The following is a 19574-nucleotide window of genomic DNA, read 5'->3' on the forward strand; positions in this document are numbered from 1 at the left end:
AGTAGCGCTGGCCCGGTTCAGGATCCGCCTCCTACGGGAGAATGCGGAACTTCTTTCCGAGGCTCAAGGCGATCGTCATGACCAGTCCGTACACCTTGCGGGGCAGGAACGGCACCGAGATCGGGGTCACGCGCTGAACGGTGACGGTCTGCGGCTCGGTGTACTTGAGCAGTCCACCCGGGCCCTGGCGACGGCCAACGCCGGACTGCTTGAAGCCGCCCATCGGAGCGTCGACGGAAGCGAACGTCGCGGCGAAGCCGTCGTTGACATTCACGGAACCGGACTCGATCTGCGGAGCGAGCTCCTTGGCGCGCTTCGGGCTGGTCCACAGAGAAGCGTTGAGACCGTAGTCGGAGTCGTTGGCCAGGCGGATGCCCTCGTGGACGTCCGAGACACGCTGCAGAACGACGACCGGTCCGAAGACCTCTTCGTGGCAGACCGGGGAGCTGGAGGGCACATCGGTCAGGATGGTCGGCTCGTAGACCAGCGGTCCGAGGTCCGGACGGGCACGGCCGCCGGCCAGGACGGTGGCGCCGGCCTCGCGGGCCTCCTCGACGAACTTCACGGCGATGTCGAACTGAGCCTGCGACTGCAGCGGGCCCATCTCGATGTCCCAGTCGTAGGAGGAGCCGAGGGTCATGTTCTTCACACGATCGGTGAGCTTCGGGACGAACTCGTCCCACACCTTGTCAGCGACGTAGAGGCGCTCGATGGAGACACACAGGTGGCCGGTGTTGGTGAATGCTGCAATGCGAGTTCCCTCGACGGCGGCATTGACGTTTGCGTCTTCGGCAACGATCATCGCGTTCTTGCCGCCGAGCTCAGCGGAGAAGTCGATCAGACGTGCGCCGGCCTGGGTAGCCAGAGCCTTGCCGGTCTCGGAGGAGCCGGTGAACATCAGGTAGTCAGCGCGGGCGATGATCGCCTGGCCGACGACGGAGCCGCGGCCCGGAACAACCTGGAAGAGGTCGCGCGGAAGACCTGCGCGGTAGAACAGCTCGATGGCAACCAGAGCAGAGTACGGGGTGTTACTGTCCGGCTTAAGGACGACAGCGTTACCGGCTGCGATAGCCGCGGTTGCGTCGCACATAGCGAGGGTCAGCGGGTAGTTCCACGGGGAAATCGCGCCAACGACGCCCTTCGGGTGGTGGTAGACCGAGGTCTGGCTCAGCACCGGCAGTGCGCCGTGGGCCTTGCGGGTCTTGAGGAGCTTGCCTGCCTGGTTTCCGTAGTAACGGGCCGTGATGGCGGTGTGCATCAGCTCTTCGAAAGCGGAGCCGCGGGACTTGCCGGTCTCCAGCTGAATGATGTCCATGACCTCAGCCTGATGGGTCAGAAGAAGATCGTGGAAGCGGTGCAGGATCGTACGACGCTCCTTCGGAGACGTGCGAGCCCAGGCGCGCTGCGCCTTACGTGCGGAATCAAACGCGCGAACGACGTCTTCGTCCGAGCCAACCACCATCGCGGAAGCGTCTTCTCCGGTCAGGGGCGAAGCCAGGACGTTGGTCAGAGATCGGTCGGTCACCCGCGCGTAGTCGAGAAGCTTCTCGCCAACGCCATCGGCGAGGGGATTGCGGAGCCCGCCCGAGAGGGTCTGGGGGAACGGGTTGGACACGGAGTGTTCGGTCGCTGCGGTCATATCGGGGATGATACGACTGTGAGCCAGGTCATGTCACTTAATTTGTCGATCTACTAGGAAATTTTTCTCGATACCGAACACATTCGGTGGGCACCATCGTTAGCCTCAAATTCGTCAGATGTTCAGGGAGAAATCTGTTTACACAAGGTTTACGGAAGTTTGAGGATAGATCACGTGCCGATGGCCCGGGTGTCTTCGTAATGATGGACAATAGGGAACAAACCACCGGGTTTGCCCGTTGGTACGTATGTAGATCGACGTCCCGGATGCGGGGCGGTAATTTCCCCGAAGACGAATGAGGAAGACGTGCGCCAGAGCAGCAATCCGGCCTTCAATTCCCTGACCCAGACCGTGGCTCAGGACCAGTCCGCCGCCTATCAGCAGCAGCAGTACGGAGCTAGCCCGTATGGCCAGCCGGGTGCGCCTGCTGCTCAGGCTCCGTCCAACGACCGCCCGATGACGATCGACGATGTGGTTCAGAAGACCGCGATCACGCTCTCGATCATCGTTGTCGGTGCAATCATTACTTACTTCATCGGCACCGTTAACCCAGGTCTGGCTATGATGCTGGCTGTCGTCGGTGCCATCGGTGGCCTCGTCGCAGTGCTGATTTCCGCCTTCGGCAAGAAGTACGGTTCTCCGACGATCACCCTCGTGTACGCGGCCTTCGAAGGTCTCTTCGTTGGTGGCATTAGCTACATGTTCGCGAACGTCGTGGTTGCCGGCGAAGATGCCGGCGTCATGATCGGACAGGCTGTCCTGGCCACCCTCGGTGTTTTCGGCGGCATGCTGTTCGTTTACAAGACCGGCGCTATCCGCGTCACCCCGAAGTTCACTCGCTTCATGACCGGCGCCATCATCGGTGTCCTGGTCCTGGCCTTGGGTAACCTCCTGCTGGCTCTGTTCACCGGCGCCAGCCCGCTGCGTGACGGCGGCTTCATTGCCATCGTTTTCTCGCTGGTCTGCATCGGCCTCGCATCGCTGAGCTTCCTGCTCGATTTCGATCAGGCTGACCGCCTCGTCCGCGCTGGCGCTCCGTCCCAGTACGCCTGGGGCGTTGCCCTCGGCCTGGCTGTGACCCTGGTCTGGCTGTACACCGAGATCCTGCGCCTGCTGTCGTACTTCCGCGACTAGCACTACAGCGCTACTTACTCCTTCGAGCCCGCCCCGATTGTAGGGGCGGGCTTCGTTGTGTCCGGAGTTGGTCAACGAAAAAACCACCCCTCAGCGTGTCAACGCTGGGAGGTGGTTTTTAGGCGGTGCGGTACTAGCCCTCGAAGTTCGGGTCGTACGGCTCAGCCTTGATCAGGGTCACCGAGACCTGGTCGCCGCTCGGGGACTTGAAGGAGCGGGTCTCACCCTCCGATGCGCCGACCAGAGCCTTGCCCAGCGGGGAATCGGTGGAGTAGATCTCCAGGTTGGGGTTGTCGGAGTCAGCTCCGCGGGTACCGATCAGGAACGTCTCGATGTCGTCCTTGTCGCCGTCGTAGTAGACGTGCACGACGGTGCCGACCAGTGCCACACCGGATTCGGTCGGAGCCTCACCGACGGTGGCGCGCTGCAGGAGATCTTCGAGGTAGCGAATGCGAGCCTCTTCCTGGCCCTGCTGCTCACGAGCGGCATCGTAGCCGGCGTTCTCCTTGAGGTCACCCTCTTCGCGGCGCTCGTTAATTTCGGCGGCGATAAGCGGACGGTTCTCGTACAGGTCGTCCAGTTCCGACTTGAGCTTGTCGTAGGCGTCCTGGGTCAGCCACGGGTTGTTCGAATCAGCCATCGTCGTATCTCCTGGGTTGTCGGTCCGTTGCATAGTAAAAACGGCCCTGTAAGTGGGCCGCGATCCGACACAGGATAGCACCGCGACAGGTGTTATCAAATGAGGCGCGCCTTAGGAGTCGGCCGAGGCTGACAGGCGTACTAGGCGGCTGCGTCGCTCAGCATCGGAGGAATATCGGTGGAGCAGCCGTAGACGTCGCCAGCGACAGCGACGTCACGGGTGTGGATCGGCACGTCCACGCGGACGGTTGACTCTTCGCTCGGCGGAATGACCACGTCACGTCGGCCAACCTCGCCGTAGTCGTAGGCCATTGCGAAGATAATGCAGTAGGCCTCCTGAGACGGGTCGGAGCGGGTGACGTCGAGGGTGAAGATGAAGACGTCATCTTCGCGTTCGCCCTCCGCGCGGTCCCAGCCTGCGGCGCTCGCCGATACATCCGGTTCAGTCACGCGGCTGTACTGGATGAATGTGTAGGTCAGGCCCGCGATGATGGCGATGGCCAAACCTATGATGAGCAGTTTCCCGGTGGGGACTTTCCTCGTGTCGCCGTAACGCTCGTCCCGCTGGACGTCGTCCGTGGCGTTGCCTTCTGACATGGCCCCTACAGTATCCGAACCGATTGTCCCGGCAGGACACGGGGGCCGTAGACTGGTCAATGCATATTCGGAGGGAGTTCGATGGGTTTTCGGTTGATGGCGGTACACGCGCATCCGGACGACGAGTCGTCAAAGGGTGCAGCGACCATGGCCCGGTACGCCGCAGAGGGCCACGAAGTCATGGTGGTCACCTGTACTGGTGGTGAGCGCGGTTCGATCCTGAACCCTGCAATGGAGAGGCCGGATGTCCTGGCGGACATGGTCGGTACCCGTACCCGGGAGATGGCCGAGGCCGCCGAGATTCTTGGAGTGGAGCACCGCTGGCTGGGCTTCACCGATTCCGGCCTGCCTGAGGGCAAGCCGGTTCCGGTTCTGCCGGAAGGCTGCTTCGCGCGGGAGAACATCGACGTCGCAGTGCGTCCGTTGGTTCAGCTGATCCGCGAGTTCCGCCCGCACGTGATGATTACGTATGACGAGAACGGTGGCTACCCGCACCCGGACCACATCATGACGCACATCATTTCTGTGCGTGCATGGAATGAAGCCGCCTCGGACGAGAACCCGGGGCTTGGCTCTCCGTGGTCGATCCAGAAGATGTACTACACGCACGGTTTCATCCGGAGTCGTTTGGAGCTTCTTGACGGGCACTACCGGGACAAGGGCGAGCCCTCACCGCTTGGTGAGGCAATGGCCAGGTGGCGTGGGACCGGGGACATCATGACCCGAGTGACCACGCAGGTTCCTTGTGGTGAGTACTTCGGACATCGGGATCGGGCACTGATCGCCCACGCGACACAGATCGATCCGAACGGCCCGTTTTTCGCTGTGCCGTTGGAAGTGCAACAGTCGGTATGGCCCACCGAGGAATTTGAACTGGCGCGGACCCGCGTCCGTACCACGGTCCCGGAGAACGATCTTTTCGCCGGATGCATCCCGGACGAGCAGTGGCTGGCTGAAGGCGCCGGCGCTGAGAAGGAGTAGTTGGACATGTACGAGGTCGTTGACTTCATCGCACAGAACCCGGTCGGTCCCCGCGGCGCGGACTTTGGTAAGGGCTCGCCGATCGGCTTGTTCATGCTGGTCCTGCTCCTGTTCGTCGTCCTGTTGGTCGGCTGGGACCTCTCTCGCAGGCTCAAGCGCCAGCGCATTCGTCGCGTGTACGCCGAAACGCACGGCATCGATCCGTTCGATATCCAGAAGATCGACGAGTCGATCCAGGCGGACGTGGCCAACCGACGTGCCGGTGGAACCGCCGCTGCAGCGCCGTCGGCTGCGATAAGTGTTGAGGAAACAGAGGCTCCTGAACAGCCAGTCACTGATCGTGACGAGCCGGACGCAGATCCTGGCAGATAGCGGACTTCCCGCTGGTGGCGCTCGACTCTCATGGGTCGGGCGCCATTTTCTTTTGCCAATCTTTTGCGGTCTGTGTCACATCCAGTTATTGTTCTACTCATGCAGACATGGCGATTTTATTTTGACGGGGCTCCGGTGTGAACCCCTGATTTCGTCATTTCCACTGCACCGGAGCCCAAGGCAGCACCCCATTCGAGGGGGCTGCCTTTTTGCGTTCCCGGTGCAGGTGAGGCCGGGGGCGCGACGGCCCACCGCCCCCTGATCCAGTTCCCGAAAGGCCTCTGATGACCCCTCCGACTTCCCTCGACAACCCGGCATCGACTTCTAACCGTCGTGTCGTCCGGTTCCACTCGCTGCCGTCCCCGCAGGAGCTCCAAGACCAGATCCCGATGAGCGCAGCGCAGCTCGAGGCTGTCGAGTCCTCCCGCCAGGACATCGCCCAGGTTGTTGCTAACGAAGATGATCGCCTGCTTGTCGTGGCCGGGCCCTGCTCCGTCCACGACCCGGAGGCAGCACTGGACTACGCACGTCGCCTGAAGAAGGTCTCCGATGAGCTTTCCGACGACCTACTCGTGGTCATGCGCGTTTACTTCGAGAAGCCCCGCACCACTGTTGGTTGGAAGGGCCTGATCAACGATCCGCGGATGGATGGCTCGAACATGATCGTCGAGGGTCTGGAGACTGCTCGAAATCTGCTTCTCGACGTTCTCGATATCGGCCTTCCCGTCGGCTGCGAATTCCTCGAGCCGAACTCCCCGCAGTACATCGCTGACGCAGTGTCCTGGGGTGCCATCGGTGCCCGCACCACCGAATCGCAGGTGCACCGTCAGCTCGCTTCGGGTCTGTCGATGCCGATCGGATTCAAGAATGGCACCGACGGCAACGTCCAGGTCGCTGTCGATTCGCTGGTCTCTGCGGCGAACCCGCACGTGTTCTTCGGCATGGATGACCACGGCGACGCAGCCGTGGTGGAGACCGCCGGCAACCAGAATTGCCACATCATTCTCCGCGGCGGCACCCGTGGGCCGAACTACAAAAAGGCCGACATTGCCTCGGCACTGGCACGTCTGGACGCCGTCGGTCTGCCGCAGTCGCTCATGGTCGATGCGTCCCACGCCAACTCCGGCAAGTCCGAGGTCAAGCAGGCCGAGGTCATTCGTGAGCTCGCTGATCAGATCGCCGCAGGTGATGACGGAATCGACGGCATCATGATGGAATCCTTCATCGTCAGCGGCGCGCAGAAGGCTCCCAATGGTCGCGAGGGTCTCACTTACGGACAGTCCGTCACCGACGCATGCATCGGTTGGGATGATTCTGAGGTGCTCCTGCGCGAACTGGCCCAGGCTGTTCGCGCCCGCCGGAACTGACACCCGGTAAGCTAAGTCCGTGCATTTTCGTCGGCTGCCCCAGTACCTCTCCAATGCGGTCGGGCGGGTCCTCTACCCGATCTACGAGCGGCGCCTTGTCGCCTCGCTCGAGGGGAAGCCGCGTCCGTACCACGTGGCGTTGATGGCTGATGGAAACCGACGGTGGGCCCGCGAGGCCGGGTTCACCGATGTCAGCCATGGACACCGGGTCGGTGCCCGGAAGATCGCTGAGGTTGTCGGTTGGTGCCAGGAGCAGGGCGTCGAGTTGATGACGATCTACCTCCTGTCGACCGAGAATCTTGGACGGACCAATGACGAGCTGGATCTCCTGTTCGAAATCATCGGCGACGTGGTCGATGAACTGGCGACCACCGGTGACAACATCCGCCTGCGCATGGTGGGGCACCTCGAACTGCTTCCCGACGCCATGGCTGCCCGTCTCCGCCGCGACGAAGTCCTGACAGCAGCCAACACTGGCATTCAGGTGAACATCGCCGTCGGGTATGGCGGACGCCAAGAAATTGTCGATGCGGTGAAGAGGATCATCGGCGACGAACTAGAGGCAGGTCACCAGGCGGCGGAGTTGGCTGAGGCCATCACTCCGGAGGCGATCTCCGACCGGCTGTACACCTCCGGTCAGCCGGACCCGGACCTGGTGATCCGAACCTCGGGGGAGCAGCGGTTGTCCGGCTTCCTCCTCTGGCAGTCCGCGTATTCGGAGATCTGGTTCACCGATACATACTGGCCTGCGTTCCGCCGGGTCGATTTGCTCCGAGCTCTTCGTGATTTCGCGAATAGGTCGCGGAGGTTTGGGAAGTAGGCGTCGGGAAGCGATGCTTTTAGAGCTTGCGCATGCGCAAGCGATCGATGCTGTGGTTAGACCCCTTGCGCATCACCAGTGATGCTCGCACGCGCGTCGGCAGGATGTTCTCCACCAGGTTGGGGAGATTGACCGTCTGCCAGATTCTTCGAGCCTGAGCGGTCGCGTCTTCATCACTGAGTTCGGCGAAATGCGCGAAGTGTGCGCCCGGAGCCTGGAATGCGGTGTGGCGCAGTTCGAGGAAGCGGTCGATGTACCACTGCTCGATGTCGTCCTTGTGGGCGTCTACGTAGACAGAGAAGTCGAACAAGTCACTGACCATCAGCATCGGGCCGGTCTGCAGAACGTTGAGGCCCTCCAAGATGAGGATGTCTGGCTGGTCAACGTTGATGTGCTCGTCCGGGATGCGGTCGTACAGAGTATGCGAGTAAATCGGCGCCGGCACATTGCGAGCGCCAGACTTCACCGCCGTGACAAACCGCATTAGCGCGCGCTGGTCGTAGGACTCTGGGAAACCCTTGCGGCCCATGATGCGCCGCCGGTTAAGTTCGGCGGCAGGGAAAAGGAAACCATCCGTGGTGACCAGTTCCACCCGGGGATTGGTGTCCCAACGCTCCAGCAGCACCTGCAGCAGACGAGCAGTGGTGGATTTACCGACGGCGACAGAACCCGCCACACCGATAATGAACGGCACGTTGCGGTGCTCAGATTCTCCAAGGAAGGTCGAGGTCGTGCGATTGAGCTCACGATGCGCCTGGACCCGCAAATGGATGAGACGGGAGAGGGGGAGATATACCTCCGCGACCTCTTCCAAGTCGATGTTTTCACCCAAGCCTCGTAGCCGCGCGAGCTCCGATTCAGTGAGCACCTGCGGCATCGACTCCCGGAGTTCCCGCCACTGGGAGCGGTTGAACTCAAGGTACGGACTGGGTGCCTGCGGGCGTGACATGGTCTCCATTGTGCAACTAACTGACGCCGTAGTAGGTCACCGGGGCAGTGAAGGGTTAGCATGTATGCGTCTCCGCCGCATGAACTGAAAGGTTTTGGCCATTCATGACCGTCTCACCGAGTGACGACTCCCGCTACACGCCGCTGAACGAACTCGACCCGGACCTGGCAGCCGCCATGGCTGGTGAACTGGGTCGCCAGCGCGACACCCTCGAGATGATCGCGTCCGAGAACTTCGTTCCGCGCGCCGTGTTGCAGGCCCAGGGTTCCGTCCTGACGAATAAGTACGCAGAAGGCTACCCCGGGCGCCGTTACTACGGTGGCTGCGAGAACGTCGACATTGTCGAGGACATCGCCCGCGACCGCGCTAAGTCCCTCTTCGGTGCTGAGTTCGCCAACGTCCAGCCGCACTCGGGTGCACAGGCCAACGCCGCCGTGCTCCACGCGCTGATCAACGCCGGCGATCGCATCATGGGCCTGGATCTGGCCCACGGTGGTCATCTCACCCACGGCATGAAGCTCAACTTCTCCGGCAAGCTCTACAACGTCTCCGCCTACGGCGTGGATCCGGAAACCATGCGTATCGACATGGACAAGGTCCGTGAGCAGGCACTGGCAGAGCGTCCCGACGTCATCATCGCCGGCTGGTCCGCCTACCCGCGCCACCTGGACTTCGAGGCATTTCGCGCCATCGCCGACGAGGTCGGCGCCAAGCTGTGGACCGACATGGCTCACTTCGCCGGTCTCGTTGCTGCCGGAATCCACCCGTCGCCGGTGCCGTACTCGGATGTTGTGTCCTCCACCGTGCACAAGACCCTCGGTGGACCGCGCTCCGGTCTGATCCTGGCGAAGCAGGAGTGGGCCAAGAAGCTCAATTCCGCAGTCTTCCCGGGTCAGCAGGGCGGACCACTCATGCATGTCATCGCAGGCAAGGCAGTCACCTTCAAGATCGCCGGCACCGAAGAGTTCAAGAACCGCCAGGAGCGCACCCTTGAAGGCGCCCGCATCCTGGCTGAGCGTCTGGTCTCTGAGGACACCAAGGCCGCTGGCGTCGATGTCCTCACCGGCGGCACCGACGTCCACCTCGTCCTCGCGGACCTGCGCAACTCCGAGCTCAACGGCCAGGAGGCAGAGGACCTGCTCCACGAGGTCGGCATCACCGTCAACCGCAACGCCGTGCCGTTCGACCCGCGCCCGCCGATGGTCACCTCCGGCCTGCGTATTGGTACCCCGGCACTGGCAACCCGCGGCTTCGATGCCAAGGCTTTCGAAGAGGTCGCCGATGTCATCGGCACCGCCCTCGCCGCCGGCAAGGCTGCTGACACCGCAGCGCTGCGTGCCCGCGTCACCAAGCTGACCGAGGAGTTCCCGCTGTACGACGGCCTCGAAGAGTGGCCCCTCGTCTAACGCACTTCTGCGGCAGGCAGACTGGCCCCGCTTTCGGATGCTTTTAGCGTCGGGAAGCGGGGTTTTCTGCTGCCTAGGGGGCGCTGCAGCGCCCACGCCGGGACTGTGCCCCCTTTTCGGTTTTACACTCCGACACAGAACCCCCTTCTTGAAATGATGGGATCTCAATATTTGCTGGTCAGGGCGGTGAGAGGTTTCGTGTGCTGACATGAAAAGGGGGAGTTGTCACCGCGGGCACAAACGAAAGGAGGGCAGAGTCCCTGTGGTGATTGTCGGATCATGGGTTAAGGACGCCGGTGACGCGCCAGCGATCATCCGGAGACGAGTACCAGGCACCGATGTTGTTCTCATCGAAGGTCTCAAACCACCACTGGCCAACGTCGACGCAATTGCGCCGGCCAGAGGTGATCACTTCCTCATACACAGCCGTGTCACCCTGGAATCCCTGCAAGGTGAGAGTGCCGGAGCAGCCCAGTGACGGAAATTCGATCGTCGAGCCGCTCGGGCTGAACGACATATTGATCTGGTAATCCTTGTCGGCGGTTAGTCCGCTGAGGTCTTCCTGGTGGAAGCTGCCGGAGTAACTGCCTTCGGTGGGCAGGCGGTAGTCGGATGCGTCGCCGGAGTCGCCCGTGAAAGGCTGCTGCTGAATGTTGTCGATGGCCTCAGGCGTGAAGGTACCGCCCGTGCCACCACCCGAGGTCACATCTGCCGGATCAACATAGAGGGCCGGGAAGCTGTCTGCACTCGACGCGCCGGTCAGCGCACGGAACGCGAAGAAGCCGCCGACCGCCAGCGCTGCGATCAGGACGATAACGAGGAATAGAACCAGCCAGATGCGCCGGGACTTGCGGGGCTTGCCGGAAGGCGGCGGGTAGGGCGGGGGATACTGGCCAACGGGTGGCATTTCGGACGTGCTGGGCCCGGATGAGTCGGGGAGGGACCAACCTCCGGAGCCGTTGCCTGGATATGTCATCGGGTCACCATCGCTCGGAGGAGTCATCGCAGTATCCAGTTCCGCCTGCGTTGGGTCGGGGCGTGAACCGGCGCCGAAGGCAGCCCCCAATCGTTAGGGCCGTTGTTCGCACCGGGATACGTCATGCAGGCGAGCGTATTTCAGCAGTTCATCGATGGTATTTCGGGTGACCTCCGATGGGTGACTAGATCTCGTCGGCTTCCTCAGCCGGGGGAGTGAGCAGGGCTGTGGCGACGGCATCTGCCTCTTCTGCCATTCCGGTGGATTGGAGAGACTTGATCAACTCGGCTGCCACGAGGACTCTGGCTGTTGTATCACCGAGTATCGAAAGGCCTTCAAGTGCGGACTCGAGGAAGTAGTGGACATCGTCGGTGACCCCGATCGAAGCATTGAGCCGGGCGCTGGCCCAGAACCCACGGGAAGCCTCCCGGATGTAGCCGAGATTCGCTAACGACTCGGCGGAGTCCTCAGCGAGAAGAGTCAGATTCAGAAGCAGCGAGTAATCAGTCTGTGCGAGGTAGTCGGCCTGGGTAAGGGCTGCTGTCGCAGTTCGTACCCCGAATCGGCTCGTGAGATAGAGCCGGTGACGATCGAGATACTCCTGGTGGGCAGTCGAGGTGTCCTCATCGTGGGTCGGCCAGTCGAACTCACAGACTTCGTGAGCTTGTCTCAGCCAATCGATGAGCATGTCCTGTGATTGTGCGATTGGGGTCCAGGAGTCGAGGACGTCGAGAAGCAAAGAGCTTTTCTGCGCGCTCAGCGTCAGTCGAGCGACCGCGAGGGTGAACAAGGAGTGCGCTGCCTCGTCATCGATGCTCTTGAGACAGTGAGCGGCTTCGGCGTAGGCGTGGCCCGCCTCGCGATCCTGTCCTCGTTCCTCGAGTTTTCGGGCCAGCGCGGCGTACTGCTGGGAGGCTTCGGTCGGTGAGACCTCTGCGCATTGCTCCGCGAACTTGAGTTGTTCTTCGGCGCTGAGGTCATCGGAGGTGTCGTCGATCTCGACAAGGGAGATCCTGGTCTGGTGAGCAGATGCCGGCCGTTGTGACACGAGCCCTGCCTTCAGTGGGGTTGGGTACATGGCCTCGATGAGAAGGTCCGAATACATCGAATTGCCATTGCGGTTGTCGAATGACGCAGCGAGAGAGTTCGCGACCTCGATGAACTGATCTCGAAGGTCGCGGACCGTGATTTCTGGGTCGAGGGATACTCCGATCTCGTCGTCGCCGTACAGTTCGAGGTCCGCCGACAGCCCGGCGATCAGCGACAGTTGGAACATCAGTGACTCCAGAGGGGTCGAACCCCAGGCCGTGAGGTCTGACAGGTCTCCGACGATGTCGCCGACCTCTCGCAGGTAATCGAGGGCCTCTTCGGTGGAACAGCCACGGGATAGGAGCTCGAAGCGTTTGCCGGTCGCCAACACTGAGCGCTCTAGTGACGAATCTGGATAGATGTGATCGCCGAAATCACTGATCCGACGGATTCCACGGCCCAAGGTCAGTTCGGCGAGATCTCCGAAACCCTCGCTCAATGCAGCAAGCGAGAGGCAGAACCAGCCGTAGGCGGACAGATCGAAGTTGGGTACCGAGTCTCGGAAATAGGCCTCTACGGCCTCGGCGGATGCCATCTGTCGGGCGTAGTGGTCGAAGAACATTTCCATATCGGAGGCAGCGGCACCTGCTGCGAGGAGCTCCGCGAAGTATGGCTCTGGGTTCTTCACGCCGGTGGCTGCTGCCCACTGAGCGCGGTTGCGCAGGAGATCGGTGTGAGTGCCGCCGCCGCTGGTCCAGAGGGGAGCTATCGCGGCGAAGATGTCGTCAATCTGATGGGTGTCAGCGCACTCGGGGAAATTGGTCGCGAGCATGATGATCTGGTCGAACATCTCGATAAGTCGTCTGCGCTGTGCGTGAGAGACCTCCATCGGAAACTTGAGGTAGCGTCGCGCAGCCAATTGGAAGGTCTCGACCTGGATGTCCGGACGGTTGGCGCCAGCGGCAGACTCGCATAGCTCCAGCAAGGAGGTCGGCAGATACTGGCGGCTCCCGAACTCTCGGCCACTGGCGACCAGGCGGGTGGCCGCAGCCAGCCGATCCATCCCGTGAGGGAGTGCTCTCACTGCAGCGAGAGCGGCATCGAAGTCGAGGATCATTCTTCGCCACCGATCTCACGGACAAGGTGGGGATAGTGCTCGCCCCAATCCTTGAAGCAGGTGATAAGGCTCGCGAGGCAGCTCCTCGTCTGGCTGCGAAGTTGTGGGGTGCTGAGGCCGTCGCGAATATCAATCGACTGCTCTGCAGAGACCCACACCTTGTCCGAGGTGGAGTGGGTGAGAAACATCTTCGGCAGGTAGAAGCTGCTGTTGTAGCTGTTGACGAGGTCCAGTGCGCGGGGATAGTCGGACTGCGTTAGATCTGGCAGCCATAGTCCCTTGAACACCAGGAATGACTGATTCGAACCACCGAAGTGGATAGAGGCAGCGACGTTGCTGAAGTCGAGCGACAGTTCCTCATAGTCCGCAGCCTCGGAGTAGGGAGCATCGAGCTCGTCGAGAATAGAGCGAATTCTCTCCAAGGTCACCGGAGGCTGCTCCGCGGAGCGATCCTCGCTGATCTCGTTGTCGGTGAAGTACCCCATGTCGGTGCCCGTTCTCTCTGATTCTCCGCTGTGGAAGATGCAAGATTAGTGCGGGGAATGACATGTGAAGTGCAGGCGAATTGGGGATCTCGCTCAGAGGTTCGGAATGCGAAGAACCCCCGCTCACACCAACCGGACAAGTGGTGTGAGCGGGGGCTCTGCGAAGGGGAGAGTCTCCTAGGACGCGTCGCTCTTGGCGATACGACGGGAGATGATCTCCTTCATGATCTCGTTGGTGCCGCCGTAAATGGTCTGCACCTTGACGTCGAGGTAGTGGTACGCGATCGGGTACTCCAGCATGAAGCCGTAGCCGCCGAACATCTGAAGGCAACGGGTCGTGATGTCCTGCTGCTCCTCGGTGGTCCAGAACTTCACCATGGAAGCGCCGGTCTCGTCGAGCTGGCCCTCGTTGTAGGCCTTGACAGCGGTGTCGGTGAAGGCCTGCAGTGCGGTGATGCGGGTCGCCATGTCAGCCAGGTAGTGGCCGTGGACCTGGTGGTCGATGAGGCGACGGCCGAAGGTCTCGCGCTCCTTGGCGTAGTTGTAGGCCAGGGTCCAGGCGCGAGCGGAGCAAGCGACGGAGCCGACAGCCAGGGTCAGACGCTCGTGAGCCAGGTTGGTGCGCAGGTAACCGAAAGCGGCACCTTCCTCGCCGAGGATGTTGCCACCCGGGACGCGGACGTTGTTGAAGTGCAGCTCGGCGGTGTCCTGAGCCTTCAGGCCAACCTTCTTCAGCGGGCCGGTCTTGGAGAAGCCCTCGAGGTTGGTGTCAACGACGAACATGGAGACACCGGCACGACCCTTGGACGGGTCGGTGATGGCTGCAACCAGAGCGAAGTCAGAGAGCATGCCGTTGGAGATGAAGGTCTTGGAACCGGTCAGGATCCAGTCATCGCCGTCCTTGCGAGCGAAGGTGCGCATACCGGCCAGGTCAGAACCGGCGCCCGGCTCGGTCATGGCGAGGCAGCCGACCAGGTCGCCGGCGTTCATGCCTGCGAGGTACTTGTTCTTCAGGTCCTCAGAGGCGAAACGTGCCAGGTACGGAGCAACGAGGTCGTTCAGGGTAGAGAGTGACACGATGATGGAACCGCAGTCGGACTTTGCGAGCTCCTCGGTCAGGACCTGGTTGTAGCGGAAGTCACTCTCTCCACCGCCGCCGTACTCCTCCGGAGTGGACATGCCGATCAGGCCGAGCTCGCCAGCCTTCTTAAAGATCTCGCGGTCCGGTGCGCCCTGCTCGTGCCAACGCTCGACGTTCGGGGTGACTTCCTTCTCGACGAAGCCGCGAACCATGTCGCGGAACATCACATGCTCGTCTTCGAAGTGGGTACGGGGCAGGAAGTCCTTCATGACCTGGTCTCCTTTGGTTTCTGGTGCCGCGGCAGTGCCTGTGGGCACATCAACTCCGCGTGTCGGAATACATTCAACTATATACACATTGTGTGACCCAGCGCACCGAAGAGGGGTGGTACCCCCGCAAGGTTCTGGTGGGGTTCAGGTTCTCCCTGCGTATGGCGGCAGGCCTTTGGAGGTCATTCGGCTCTCAAAAACTGAATAGTTACCCCCGGCCTTAGATTAGGCAACACTAAACAAGAATTGCCGACTGGCCTGGCTTTTCAAATCTGGTTTGGATAAGAATTGGCCCTGAACAGCGTTAACTCGTGGGGGTGATTTACGTCAGATTCTCGTGACGTTATTGACTTAGGGGTGCCTCATATAGATAAACTCATGCTCAGTGGTCAACTGCCACGCAGTCACACCAGGCAACCTCCAATTGCACACGCGAATGAGGCGGCATCCCGGTAATCCGGGATGCCGCCTCAGTCGTTTTCAGGCAGGTGGTTTAGGCCTTAGCGGCCGGACCACCATCATCGGGGTCCTCGGTCTTGCCGATGGTGCGCTGCTCTGCGAGGGAAGCGCGGGCGGACTGGAGCCACTCAGGCTGATCGGCCAGTAGGTCCTTGATCTCAGCCGTGGTGAACGGCTTGTCGGAGTCATTGTTCTTCAGAGCGGTGATGGTGACGCCAAGTCGACGAGCGACTTCCGGGCGCGGATGCGGTCCATTGCGGCGCAACTCTGCCAGCCACTCCGGGGGGTTCTGCTGCAGTTCAACGAACTGCCCATGTGACAGGTCCTCGTTCTGGAACTGCTCCGGGGTGGCGGGAAGGTAAATTCCAAGCTTCTTCGCTGCGGTCAGGGGTTTCATGTGGCCAACGGTATCAGCAAGACCGGGAAACACTGTGGTCGGCGGTAGGATTGACCGCATGTCTGAAGCAGAGCAGGTCCAGCCGCTGCGGGTCGCATTTGTCCCCGGAGTTGTCCCCACAAAGTGGTTCCGCCGCTGGAATGACCGCATGGATGTCCCGCTGTCGGAGATCCCCCATGATGATCCAGCCCAGTTGATCGCTACAGGCGAGGCGGACATGGCATTGGTACGCACGCATGCCGTGGACTCGGAGCTGCATGAAGTGACGCTGTACGACGAAGCACGCGGTATCGCTACGGCAAAAGACCACGTGCTGTCTGTGACTGCTGAGTTCGACGAGGTGACTCCCGCAGACCTAGCGGGCGAGGTGATTCTGGTGACCTCCACTGATCCAGCTGAGGTCCGCGAAATGCTCCCGGTGGTTGCCTCTGGGGCAGGCGTCCTGTTCGCTCCCCGGCCGCTGCTTCGGGTCTTGGGCGGCCGCGGAATCATCGATCGGACCATCTCTGACGAGACTGCCTCGGATCTGCCGTCGACAGCGATTCGGTTGATCTGGTCCAAGGAGAGAGATGATGAGGTGACCCAGGAATTCGTCGGCATCGTCAAGGGTCGCAGGCCAGGATCGACCCGGGGCCAAACCTCTCAGCCTGACGCTGCAGCTGAGCCAGTGAAGCTCACCGCCCGTCAGAAGACGTTCGCCAAGCAAGCACGTCGCGAGGCGAGTTCCTCCGCAGCACAAAAGAAGAGGTCCGGTGGGGCCGGTGGAGGGAAGGGGAAGGCTGGGGGCGTCGGGAAGCGAAAGGGAGGTGGCCGCAAGCGGCGCTGACCTGGGATAACGACCTGGTGTCTGCGCCGGGAACCATCATGCGTCAAACTAGACTGCATGTCCGGAGACAAGCGCGCATTCACGATTCGGTTGATGGAAGAAACCGACTACCCACAGGTGAAGGAAATCTACGAGGACGGCCTGGATACCGGCCATGCCTCGTGGGAGCACTTCGCCCCTGAATGGGAGGAGTTTTCCCAGATCAAGAGGATGGAACTCTGTTATGTAGCCACAGCGGACGACGAACCGGAGAAGATCCTCGCGTGGGCCTCGGCAGCGCCGGTGTCCAAACGCCAGATTCTGCACGGAGTCATCGAAGATTCCATCTACGTCGCAGAAGATGGCCGCGGAATGGGTCTGGCCCCCGCACTGCTGAACCGCATGATGGACGACGCCACCGAGCTCAACTGCTGGGCCGTGCATTCGTGGGTGTTCCCGGAGAACGTCGGATCGCTGAAGCTGCACCAGAAGCTCGGCTTCCGCGAGGTGGGCGAGTACCACCACATGGCGAAGATGACCTACGGGCCGATGGCCGGCAAATGGCGCGACGTGATCATCCTGGAAAAGCTTCTGGAAAAGCCTGAAGACCGGGCCGTGAAGAAGGCCCAGAAGAAAGCGGACGAGGACGGCGATCCTGGCCGCCTCGTCCTGGAGAAGCTCGACTCTGCCGAGGGGCAGGTCGGAGCGTAGTTAGACCGACTCGGCCGTCTCGATGGCCGAGTCCTCCTTGCTGTCCTCGACGGTTTCCTTCAGCGGCACCTCGCGGATGAAGGCGAGGATGATCGCCGATACCGCGAGCATCGGGGCGATCATGAGGAATACCGGGGTGAACGAGTCGTTGTACGCGGCCGAGATCATGGTCTGAAGATCCTGAGGCAGGCTTGCCAGGACCGCAGGGGTCAGGTTCGAGGACGGGCTAGCGGCCTGAGAGCCACTGGCACCGAGAGCCTGCGCGATATCGGCGGTTTTGCCCGTGAGGTTGTGAGTAAACACCGCACCGACCAGCGATGCACCGAGGGCGCCACCAATCTGTCGGAAGAAGTTGTTGCCGGCAGTGGCGGTACCGACCATGGCAACCGGGAAGCTGTTCTGGACGACCAGCACGAGCACCTGCATGCCCAGGCCGATTCCGAGGCCAAAGAAGAACATCATCAGGCCAACCAGCCACAGCGGATCATCCGCATGGAGCGTGCTCAGCGGGATCATGGTGACTGCAGCGATGGCCATACCGATTACCGGGTACCACTTGTATCGGCCGGTGCGGGTAATGATGTTGCCGACAGTGATGGACGTGCCGAGCATGCCGACCATCATCGGGATCATCATGAGTCCGGCGTGGGACGGGGTCATCACGTGGGACATCTGCAAGTAGGTGGGGATGTAGCCGAGCAGGCCGAACATGCTCACACCGAGGAAGAGTCCGCCGACGGTGGCAAGGACGAAGTTACGGCTGCGGAACAGAGACATCGGCAACAGCGGGTTCTTTGCCCGGCGTTCGGTCCATACGAACATCGGCGTGGAGACGAGGAACAGAATGATCAGACCGATTATCTGCGGTGAATTCCAGTCGTACTGCGATCCGCCCCACGAGGAGGTGAGGATTAGTGCAGAGGCTGACAAGATGATGAACAGCGAGCCGAGCCAATCGAAGTTGTGGCCGGTGCCGCGCTTGGGCAGCTTCAGCAGGAAGAACGCACCGAGGAAGGTGATTGCACCGATCGGCAGGTTGACCCACAGACCCCAGCGCCAGCCGGGACCATCCGTGAACCAGCCACCGAGAATAGGGCCAAGGACCGAGGACAGGCCGAAGACTGCACCCATGTAGCCCATGTACCGGCCTCGCTGGCGCGCCGGGATGATCTCGGCGGTGATGGCCTGCGACGTGACCATGAGGGTACCTGCTGCCAGGCCCTGCATCGTGCGGGCGATGATGAGCATTGACATATCCTGCGCAATGGCGCCGACGACGGAGCCTGCGACGAATAATGCGACGCCTCCGAGGAACAGGCCCTTGCGGCCGATCATGTCACCGAGCTTGCCGCTGATGGGCAGAGCGATGGTCTGGGCCAGCAAGAATGCCGTAATGACCCAGGACATCATTTCCACGCCGCCGAGGTCACCGACGATGGTCGGCAGTGCGGTAGCGAAGATCATCTGACCGAGGGAGCTCATGAGCATGCCCAAGATCAGGACGATGAAGATAGGGAGGATGCGGGACTGATTCTCGGCGACCGGGTCCGCTTTGGAGGCGGACTGTGCCTGCTCTCCGGTGGTGATCTGTGAACTCATCGAGACTCCTTTCGGGTGGTATCAGTGGTGTTTGCGGTGGTCATGAATCGGGTGATCTTGTCCAGTGCCTCGTCCATCGGGTCGTCCGGGGAGGTGCTGTACAACGCGGCGTTGCCGGCGATCAATCGGGAGAGGTTGGCGATGAGGACAGCCTCTTCCTCGACGGTCATGTCCGGGCAGCGGCGCATGTCCGAATGCGTCTCCAGGTGTGCGAGGACTGCGTCATTGATCGCGAGCCTTCCGGTCTCAAATCCGAGGAACCAGATCCTGGCCAGGGCGGGTTCGGACTGGATGATTTCTTTTCGCATATTGCGCAGTCGGCGGTGCCGGGAGACGGGGTCTTCCAAGTCGGTATCGCCGGAGTACGGCTCCGAGATAAGTTCGCCGATCATTCCCAGGATCGCCTGGAGCGGGTCTTGCGCGGGGCCATCTCTAAAGGACCGCAGAGTGTCAGGCCTCGGGGTGAGGCCGTCGCCGAAGATCGCGGTGTCCTTGGAGTCGAAGTAGTTGAAGAATGTTCTCCTGCTAATTCCGGCGCCGGAGCAGATGTCCTCGACGGTGACGTTGTCGTATCCGAGCTTCAAAACCAGTTCTGTGGCTGAGTCCTCGATAGACCGCCGGGTGTCCCTCCGCTTCTTTTCGCGGAGCCCGACGGCGTCGCCGTTGCACTTCTCCGGTTCGGAGCAGGTGCCGTCATTTATTGCCATGAGTGCAAACTTACACCCTGTGCAAAAAGTTGGGT

At 61.4% G+C, this 19574-nt stretch carries 19 protein-coding genes; 8 read left to right on the plus strand and 11 right to left on the minus strand.

The annotated features are described in order from the left end of the window. Positions 1-31: 31 nt before the first annotated feature. Positions 32-1639 (minus strand): succinic semialdehyde dehydrogenase, encoded by a 1608-nt coding sequence (locus tag YWU_RS14185; protein ID WP_051259825.1) that lies wholly within the window; start codon positions 1637-1639, stop codon positions 32-34. Between the two features lie 306 nt (positions 1640-1945). On the opposite strand from YWU_RS14185, the gene YWU_RS0100125 reads away from it, so the two are divergent. Next, positions 1946-2773, plus strand: coding sequence for a Bax inhibitor-1/YccA family protein (locus YWU_RS0100125; RefSeq protein WP_027018871.1), 828 nt, complete (start codon positions 1946-1948; stop codon positions 2771-2773). A 133-nt stretch (positions 2774-2906) separates the two neighbouring features. Here YWU_RS0100125 and greA read toward each other — a convergent pair whose 3' ends face one another. Beyond that, positions 2907-3413, minus strand: coding sequence for a transcription elongation factor GreA (gene greA, locus YWU_RS0100130; RefSeq protein ID WP_027018872.1), 507 nt, complete (start codon positions 3411-3413; stop codon positions 2907-2909). 140 nt (positions 3414-3553) lie between these two features. Then, the gene (locus YWU_RS0100135) at positions 3554-4009 is read right to left on the minus strand and encodes a DUF4307 domain-containing protein (protein WP_027018873.1); all 456 of its coding nucleotides are present in this window, start codon (positions 4007-4009) and stop codon (positions 3554-3556) included. 81 nt (positions 4010-4090) lie between these two features. Here YWU_RS0100135 and mca point away from each other — a divergent pair, with 81 nt between their 5' ends. The 4 genes from mca to YWU_RS0100155 all read left to right on the plus strand — a co-directional run bounded on the left by mca (position 4091) and on the right by YWU_RS0100155 (position 7549). Beyond that, complete coding sequence (gene mca / locus YWU_RS14190; protein ID WP_051259826.1) at positions 4091-4990, plus strand: mycothiol conjugate amidase Mca; 900 nt, start codon at positions 4091-4093, stop codon at positions 4988-4990. A gap of 6 nt (positions 4991-4996) precedes the next feature. Continuing rightward, complete coding sequence (locus YWU_RS18505; RefSeq protein WP_240484019.1) at positions 4997-5362, plus strand: hypothetical protein; 366 nt, start codon at positions 4997-4999, stop codon at positions 5360-5362. Between the two features lie 284 nt (positions 5363-5646). Then, positions 5647-6729, plus strand: coding sequence for a 3-deoxy-7-phosphoheptulonate synthase (locus YWU_RS0100150; protein ID WP_027018874.1), 1083 nt, complete (start codon positions 5647-5649; stop codon positions 6727-6729). A 19-nt stretch (positions 6730-6748) separates the two neighbouring features. Beyond that, entirely contained in the window at positions 6749-7549 is an 801-nt protein-coding gene (locus YWU_RS0100155) for an isoprenyl transferase (protein WP_276201910.1), read from the plus strand. 19 nt (positions 7550-7568) lie between these two features. Here YWU_RS0100155 and coaA read toward each other — a convergent pair whose 3' ends face one another. Further along, positions 7569-8498, minus strand: coding sequence for a type I pantothenate kinase (gene coaA / locus YWU_RS0100160; RefSeq protein WP_084141484.1), 930 nt, complete (start codon positions 8496-8498; stop codon positions 7569-7571). Positions 8499-8602: 104 nt separating this feature from the next. On the opposite strand from coaA, the gene glyA reads away from it, so the two are divergent. Further along, entirely contained in the window at positions 8603-9904 is a 1302-nt protein-coding gene (gene glyA / locus YWU_RS0100165; protein WP_027018877.1) for a serine hydroxymethyltransferase, read from the plus strand. A 277-nt stretch (positions 9905-10181) separates the two neighbouring features. Here glyA and YWU_RS0100170 read toward each other — a convergent pair whose 3' ends face one another. From YWU_RS0100170 to YWU_RS0100190, 5 genes are all read right to left on the minus strand, one after another. Beyond that, entirely contained in the window at positions 10182-10907 is a 726-nt protein-coding gene (locus YWU_RS0100170; protein WP_027018878.1) for a hypothetical protein, read from the minus strand. Positions 10908-11064: 157 nt separating this feature from the next. Beyond that, positions 11065-13026 carry a hypothetical protein gene (locus YWU_RS0100175; protein WP_027018879.1) on the minus strand — a complete coding sequence of 654 codons (1962 nt, stop codon included), beginning with the start codon at positions 13024-13026 and terminating at the stop codon, positions 11065-11067. Further along, positions 13023-13511, minus strand: a complete 489-nt coding sequence (locus YWU_RS0100180; RefSeq protein ID WP_027018880.1) for a YbjN domain-containing protein — start codon at positions 13509-13511, stop codon at positions 13023-13025. Before YWU_RS0100180 ends, YWU_RS0100175 begins: the two co-directional genes overlap by 4 nt. Positions 13512-13688: 177 nt before the next feature. Next, entirely contained in the window at positions 13689-14861 is a 1173-nt protein-coding gene (locus tag YWU_RS0100185; protein ID WP_027018881.1) for an acyl-CoA dehydrogenase family protein, read from the minus strand. Positions 14862-15354: 493 nt separating this feature from the next. Then, complete coding sequence (locus tag YWU_RS0100190; protein ID WP_027018882.1) at positions 15355-15717, minus strand: DUF5997 family protein; 363 nt, start codon at positions 15715-15717, stop codon at positions 15355-15357. Positions 15718-15775: 58 nt separating this feature from the next. Between YWU_RS0100190 and YWU_RS0100195 the strand changes: the two genes are divergently transcribed. Further along, entirely contained in the window at positions 15776-16543 is a 768-nt protein-coding gene (locus tag YWU_RS0100195) for a LysR substrate-binding domain-containing protein (RefSeq protein ID WP_027018883.1), read from the plus strand. A 57-nt stretch (positions 16544-16600) separates the two neighbouring features. Next, a complete protein-coding gene (locus YWU_RS0100200; protein ID WP_027018884.1) occupies positions 16601-17233 on the plus strand; it encodes a GNAT family N-acetyltransferase in 633 nt (210 codons plus the stop codon). Here YWU_RS0100200 and YWU_RS14200 read toward each other — a convergent pair whose 3' ends face one another. Beyond that, entirely contained in the window at positions 17234-18832 is a 1599-nt protein-coding gene (locus tag YWU_RS14200) for an MDR family MFS transporter (RefSeq protein WP_051259827.1), read from the minus strand. Beyond that, positions 18829-19539 carry a TetR/AcrR family transcriptional regulator gene (locus YWU_RS17245; protein ID WP_051259828.1) on the minus strand — a complete coding sequence of 237 codons (711 nt, stop codon included), beginning with the start codon at positions 19537-19539 and terminating at the stop codon, positions 18829-18831. Before YWU_RS17245 ends, YWU_RS14200 begins: the two co-directional genes overlap by 4 nt. Positions 19540-19574: the final 35 nt, after the last annotated feature.

This window comes from Corynebacterium sputi DSM 45148, assembly GCF_000427865.1.
GTDB classification, from domain to species: Bacteria; Actinomycetota; Actinomycetes; order Mycobacteriales; family Mycobacteriaceae; genus Corynebacterium; species Corynebacterium sputi.

Bases quoted from the DNA above. Each gene is read 5' to 3' on its own strand.
- YWU_RS14185 (WP_051259825.1), bottom strand. From the start codon at position 1,639: ATGACCGCAGCGACCGAACACTCCGTGTCCAACCCGTTCCCCCAGACC.
- greA (WP_027018872.1), bottom strand. From the start codon at position 3,413: ATGGCTGATTCGAACAACCCGTGGCTGACCCAGGACGCCTACGACAAG.
- YWU_RS0100135 (WP_027018873.1), bottom strand. From the start codon at position 4,009: ATGTCAGAAGGCAACGCCACGGACGACGTCCAGCGGGACGAGCGTTAC.
- mca (WP_051259826.1), top strand. From the start codon at position 4,091: ATGGGTTTTCGGTTGATGGCGGTACACGCGCATCCGGACGACGAGTCG.
- YWU_RS18505 (WP_240484019.1), top strand. From the start codon at position 4,997: ATGTACGAGGTCGTTGACTTCATCGCACAGAACCCGGTCGGTCCCCGC.
- YWU_RS0100150 (WP_027018874.1), top strand. From the start codon at position 5,647: ATGACCCCTCCGACTTCCCTCGACAACCCGGCATCGACTTCTAACCGT.
- coaA (WP_084141484.1), bottom strand. From the start codon at position 8,498: ATGTCACGCCCGCAGGCACCCAGTCCGTACCTTGAGTTCAACCGCTCC.
- glyA (WP_027018877.1), top strand. From the start codon at position 8,603: ATGACCGTCTCACCGAGTGACGACTCCCGCTACACGCCGCTGAACGAA.
- YWU_RS0100170 (WP_027018878.1), bottom strand. From the start codon at position 10,907: ATGACTCCTCCGAGCGATGGTGACCCGATGACATATCCAGGCAACGGC.
- YWU_RS0100175 (WP_027018879.1), bottom strand. From the start codon at position 13,026: ATGATCCTCGACTTCGATGCCGCTCTCGCTGCAGTGAGAGCACTCCCT.
- YWU_RS0100180 (WP_027018880.1), bottom strand. From the start codon at position 13,511: ATGGGGTACTTCACCGACAACGAGATCAGCGAGGATCGCTCCGCGGAG.
- YWU_RS0100185 (WP_027018881.1), bottom strand. From the start codon at position 14,861: ATGAAGGACTTCCTGCCCCGTACCCACTTCGAAGACGAGCATGTGATG.
- YWU_RS0100190 (WP_027018882.1), bottom strand. From the start codon at position 15,717: ATGAAACCCCTGACCGCAGCGAAGAAGCTTGGAATTTACCTTCCCGCC.
- YWU_RS0100195 (WP_027018883.1), top strand. From the start codon at position 15,776: ATGTCTGAAGCAGAGCAGGTCCAGCCGCTGCGGGTCGCATTTGTCCCC.
- YWU_RS0100200 (WP_027018884.1), top strand. From the start codon at position 16,601: ATGTCCGGAGACAAGCGCGCATTCACGATTCGGTTGATGGAAGAAACC.
- YWU_RS14200 (WP_051259827.1), bottom strand. From the start codon at position 18,832: ATGAGTTCACAGATCACCACCGGAGAGCAGGCACAGTCCGCCTCCAAA.
- YWU_RS17245 (WP_051259828.1), bottom strand. From the start codon at position 19,539: ATGGCAATAAATGACGGCACCTGCTCCGAACCGGAGAAGTGCAACGGC.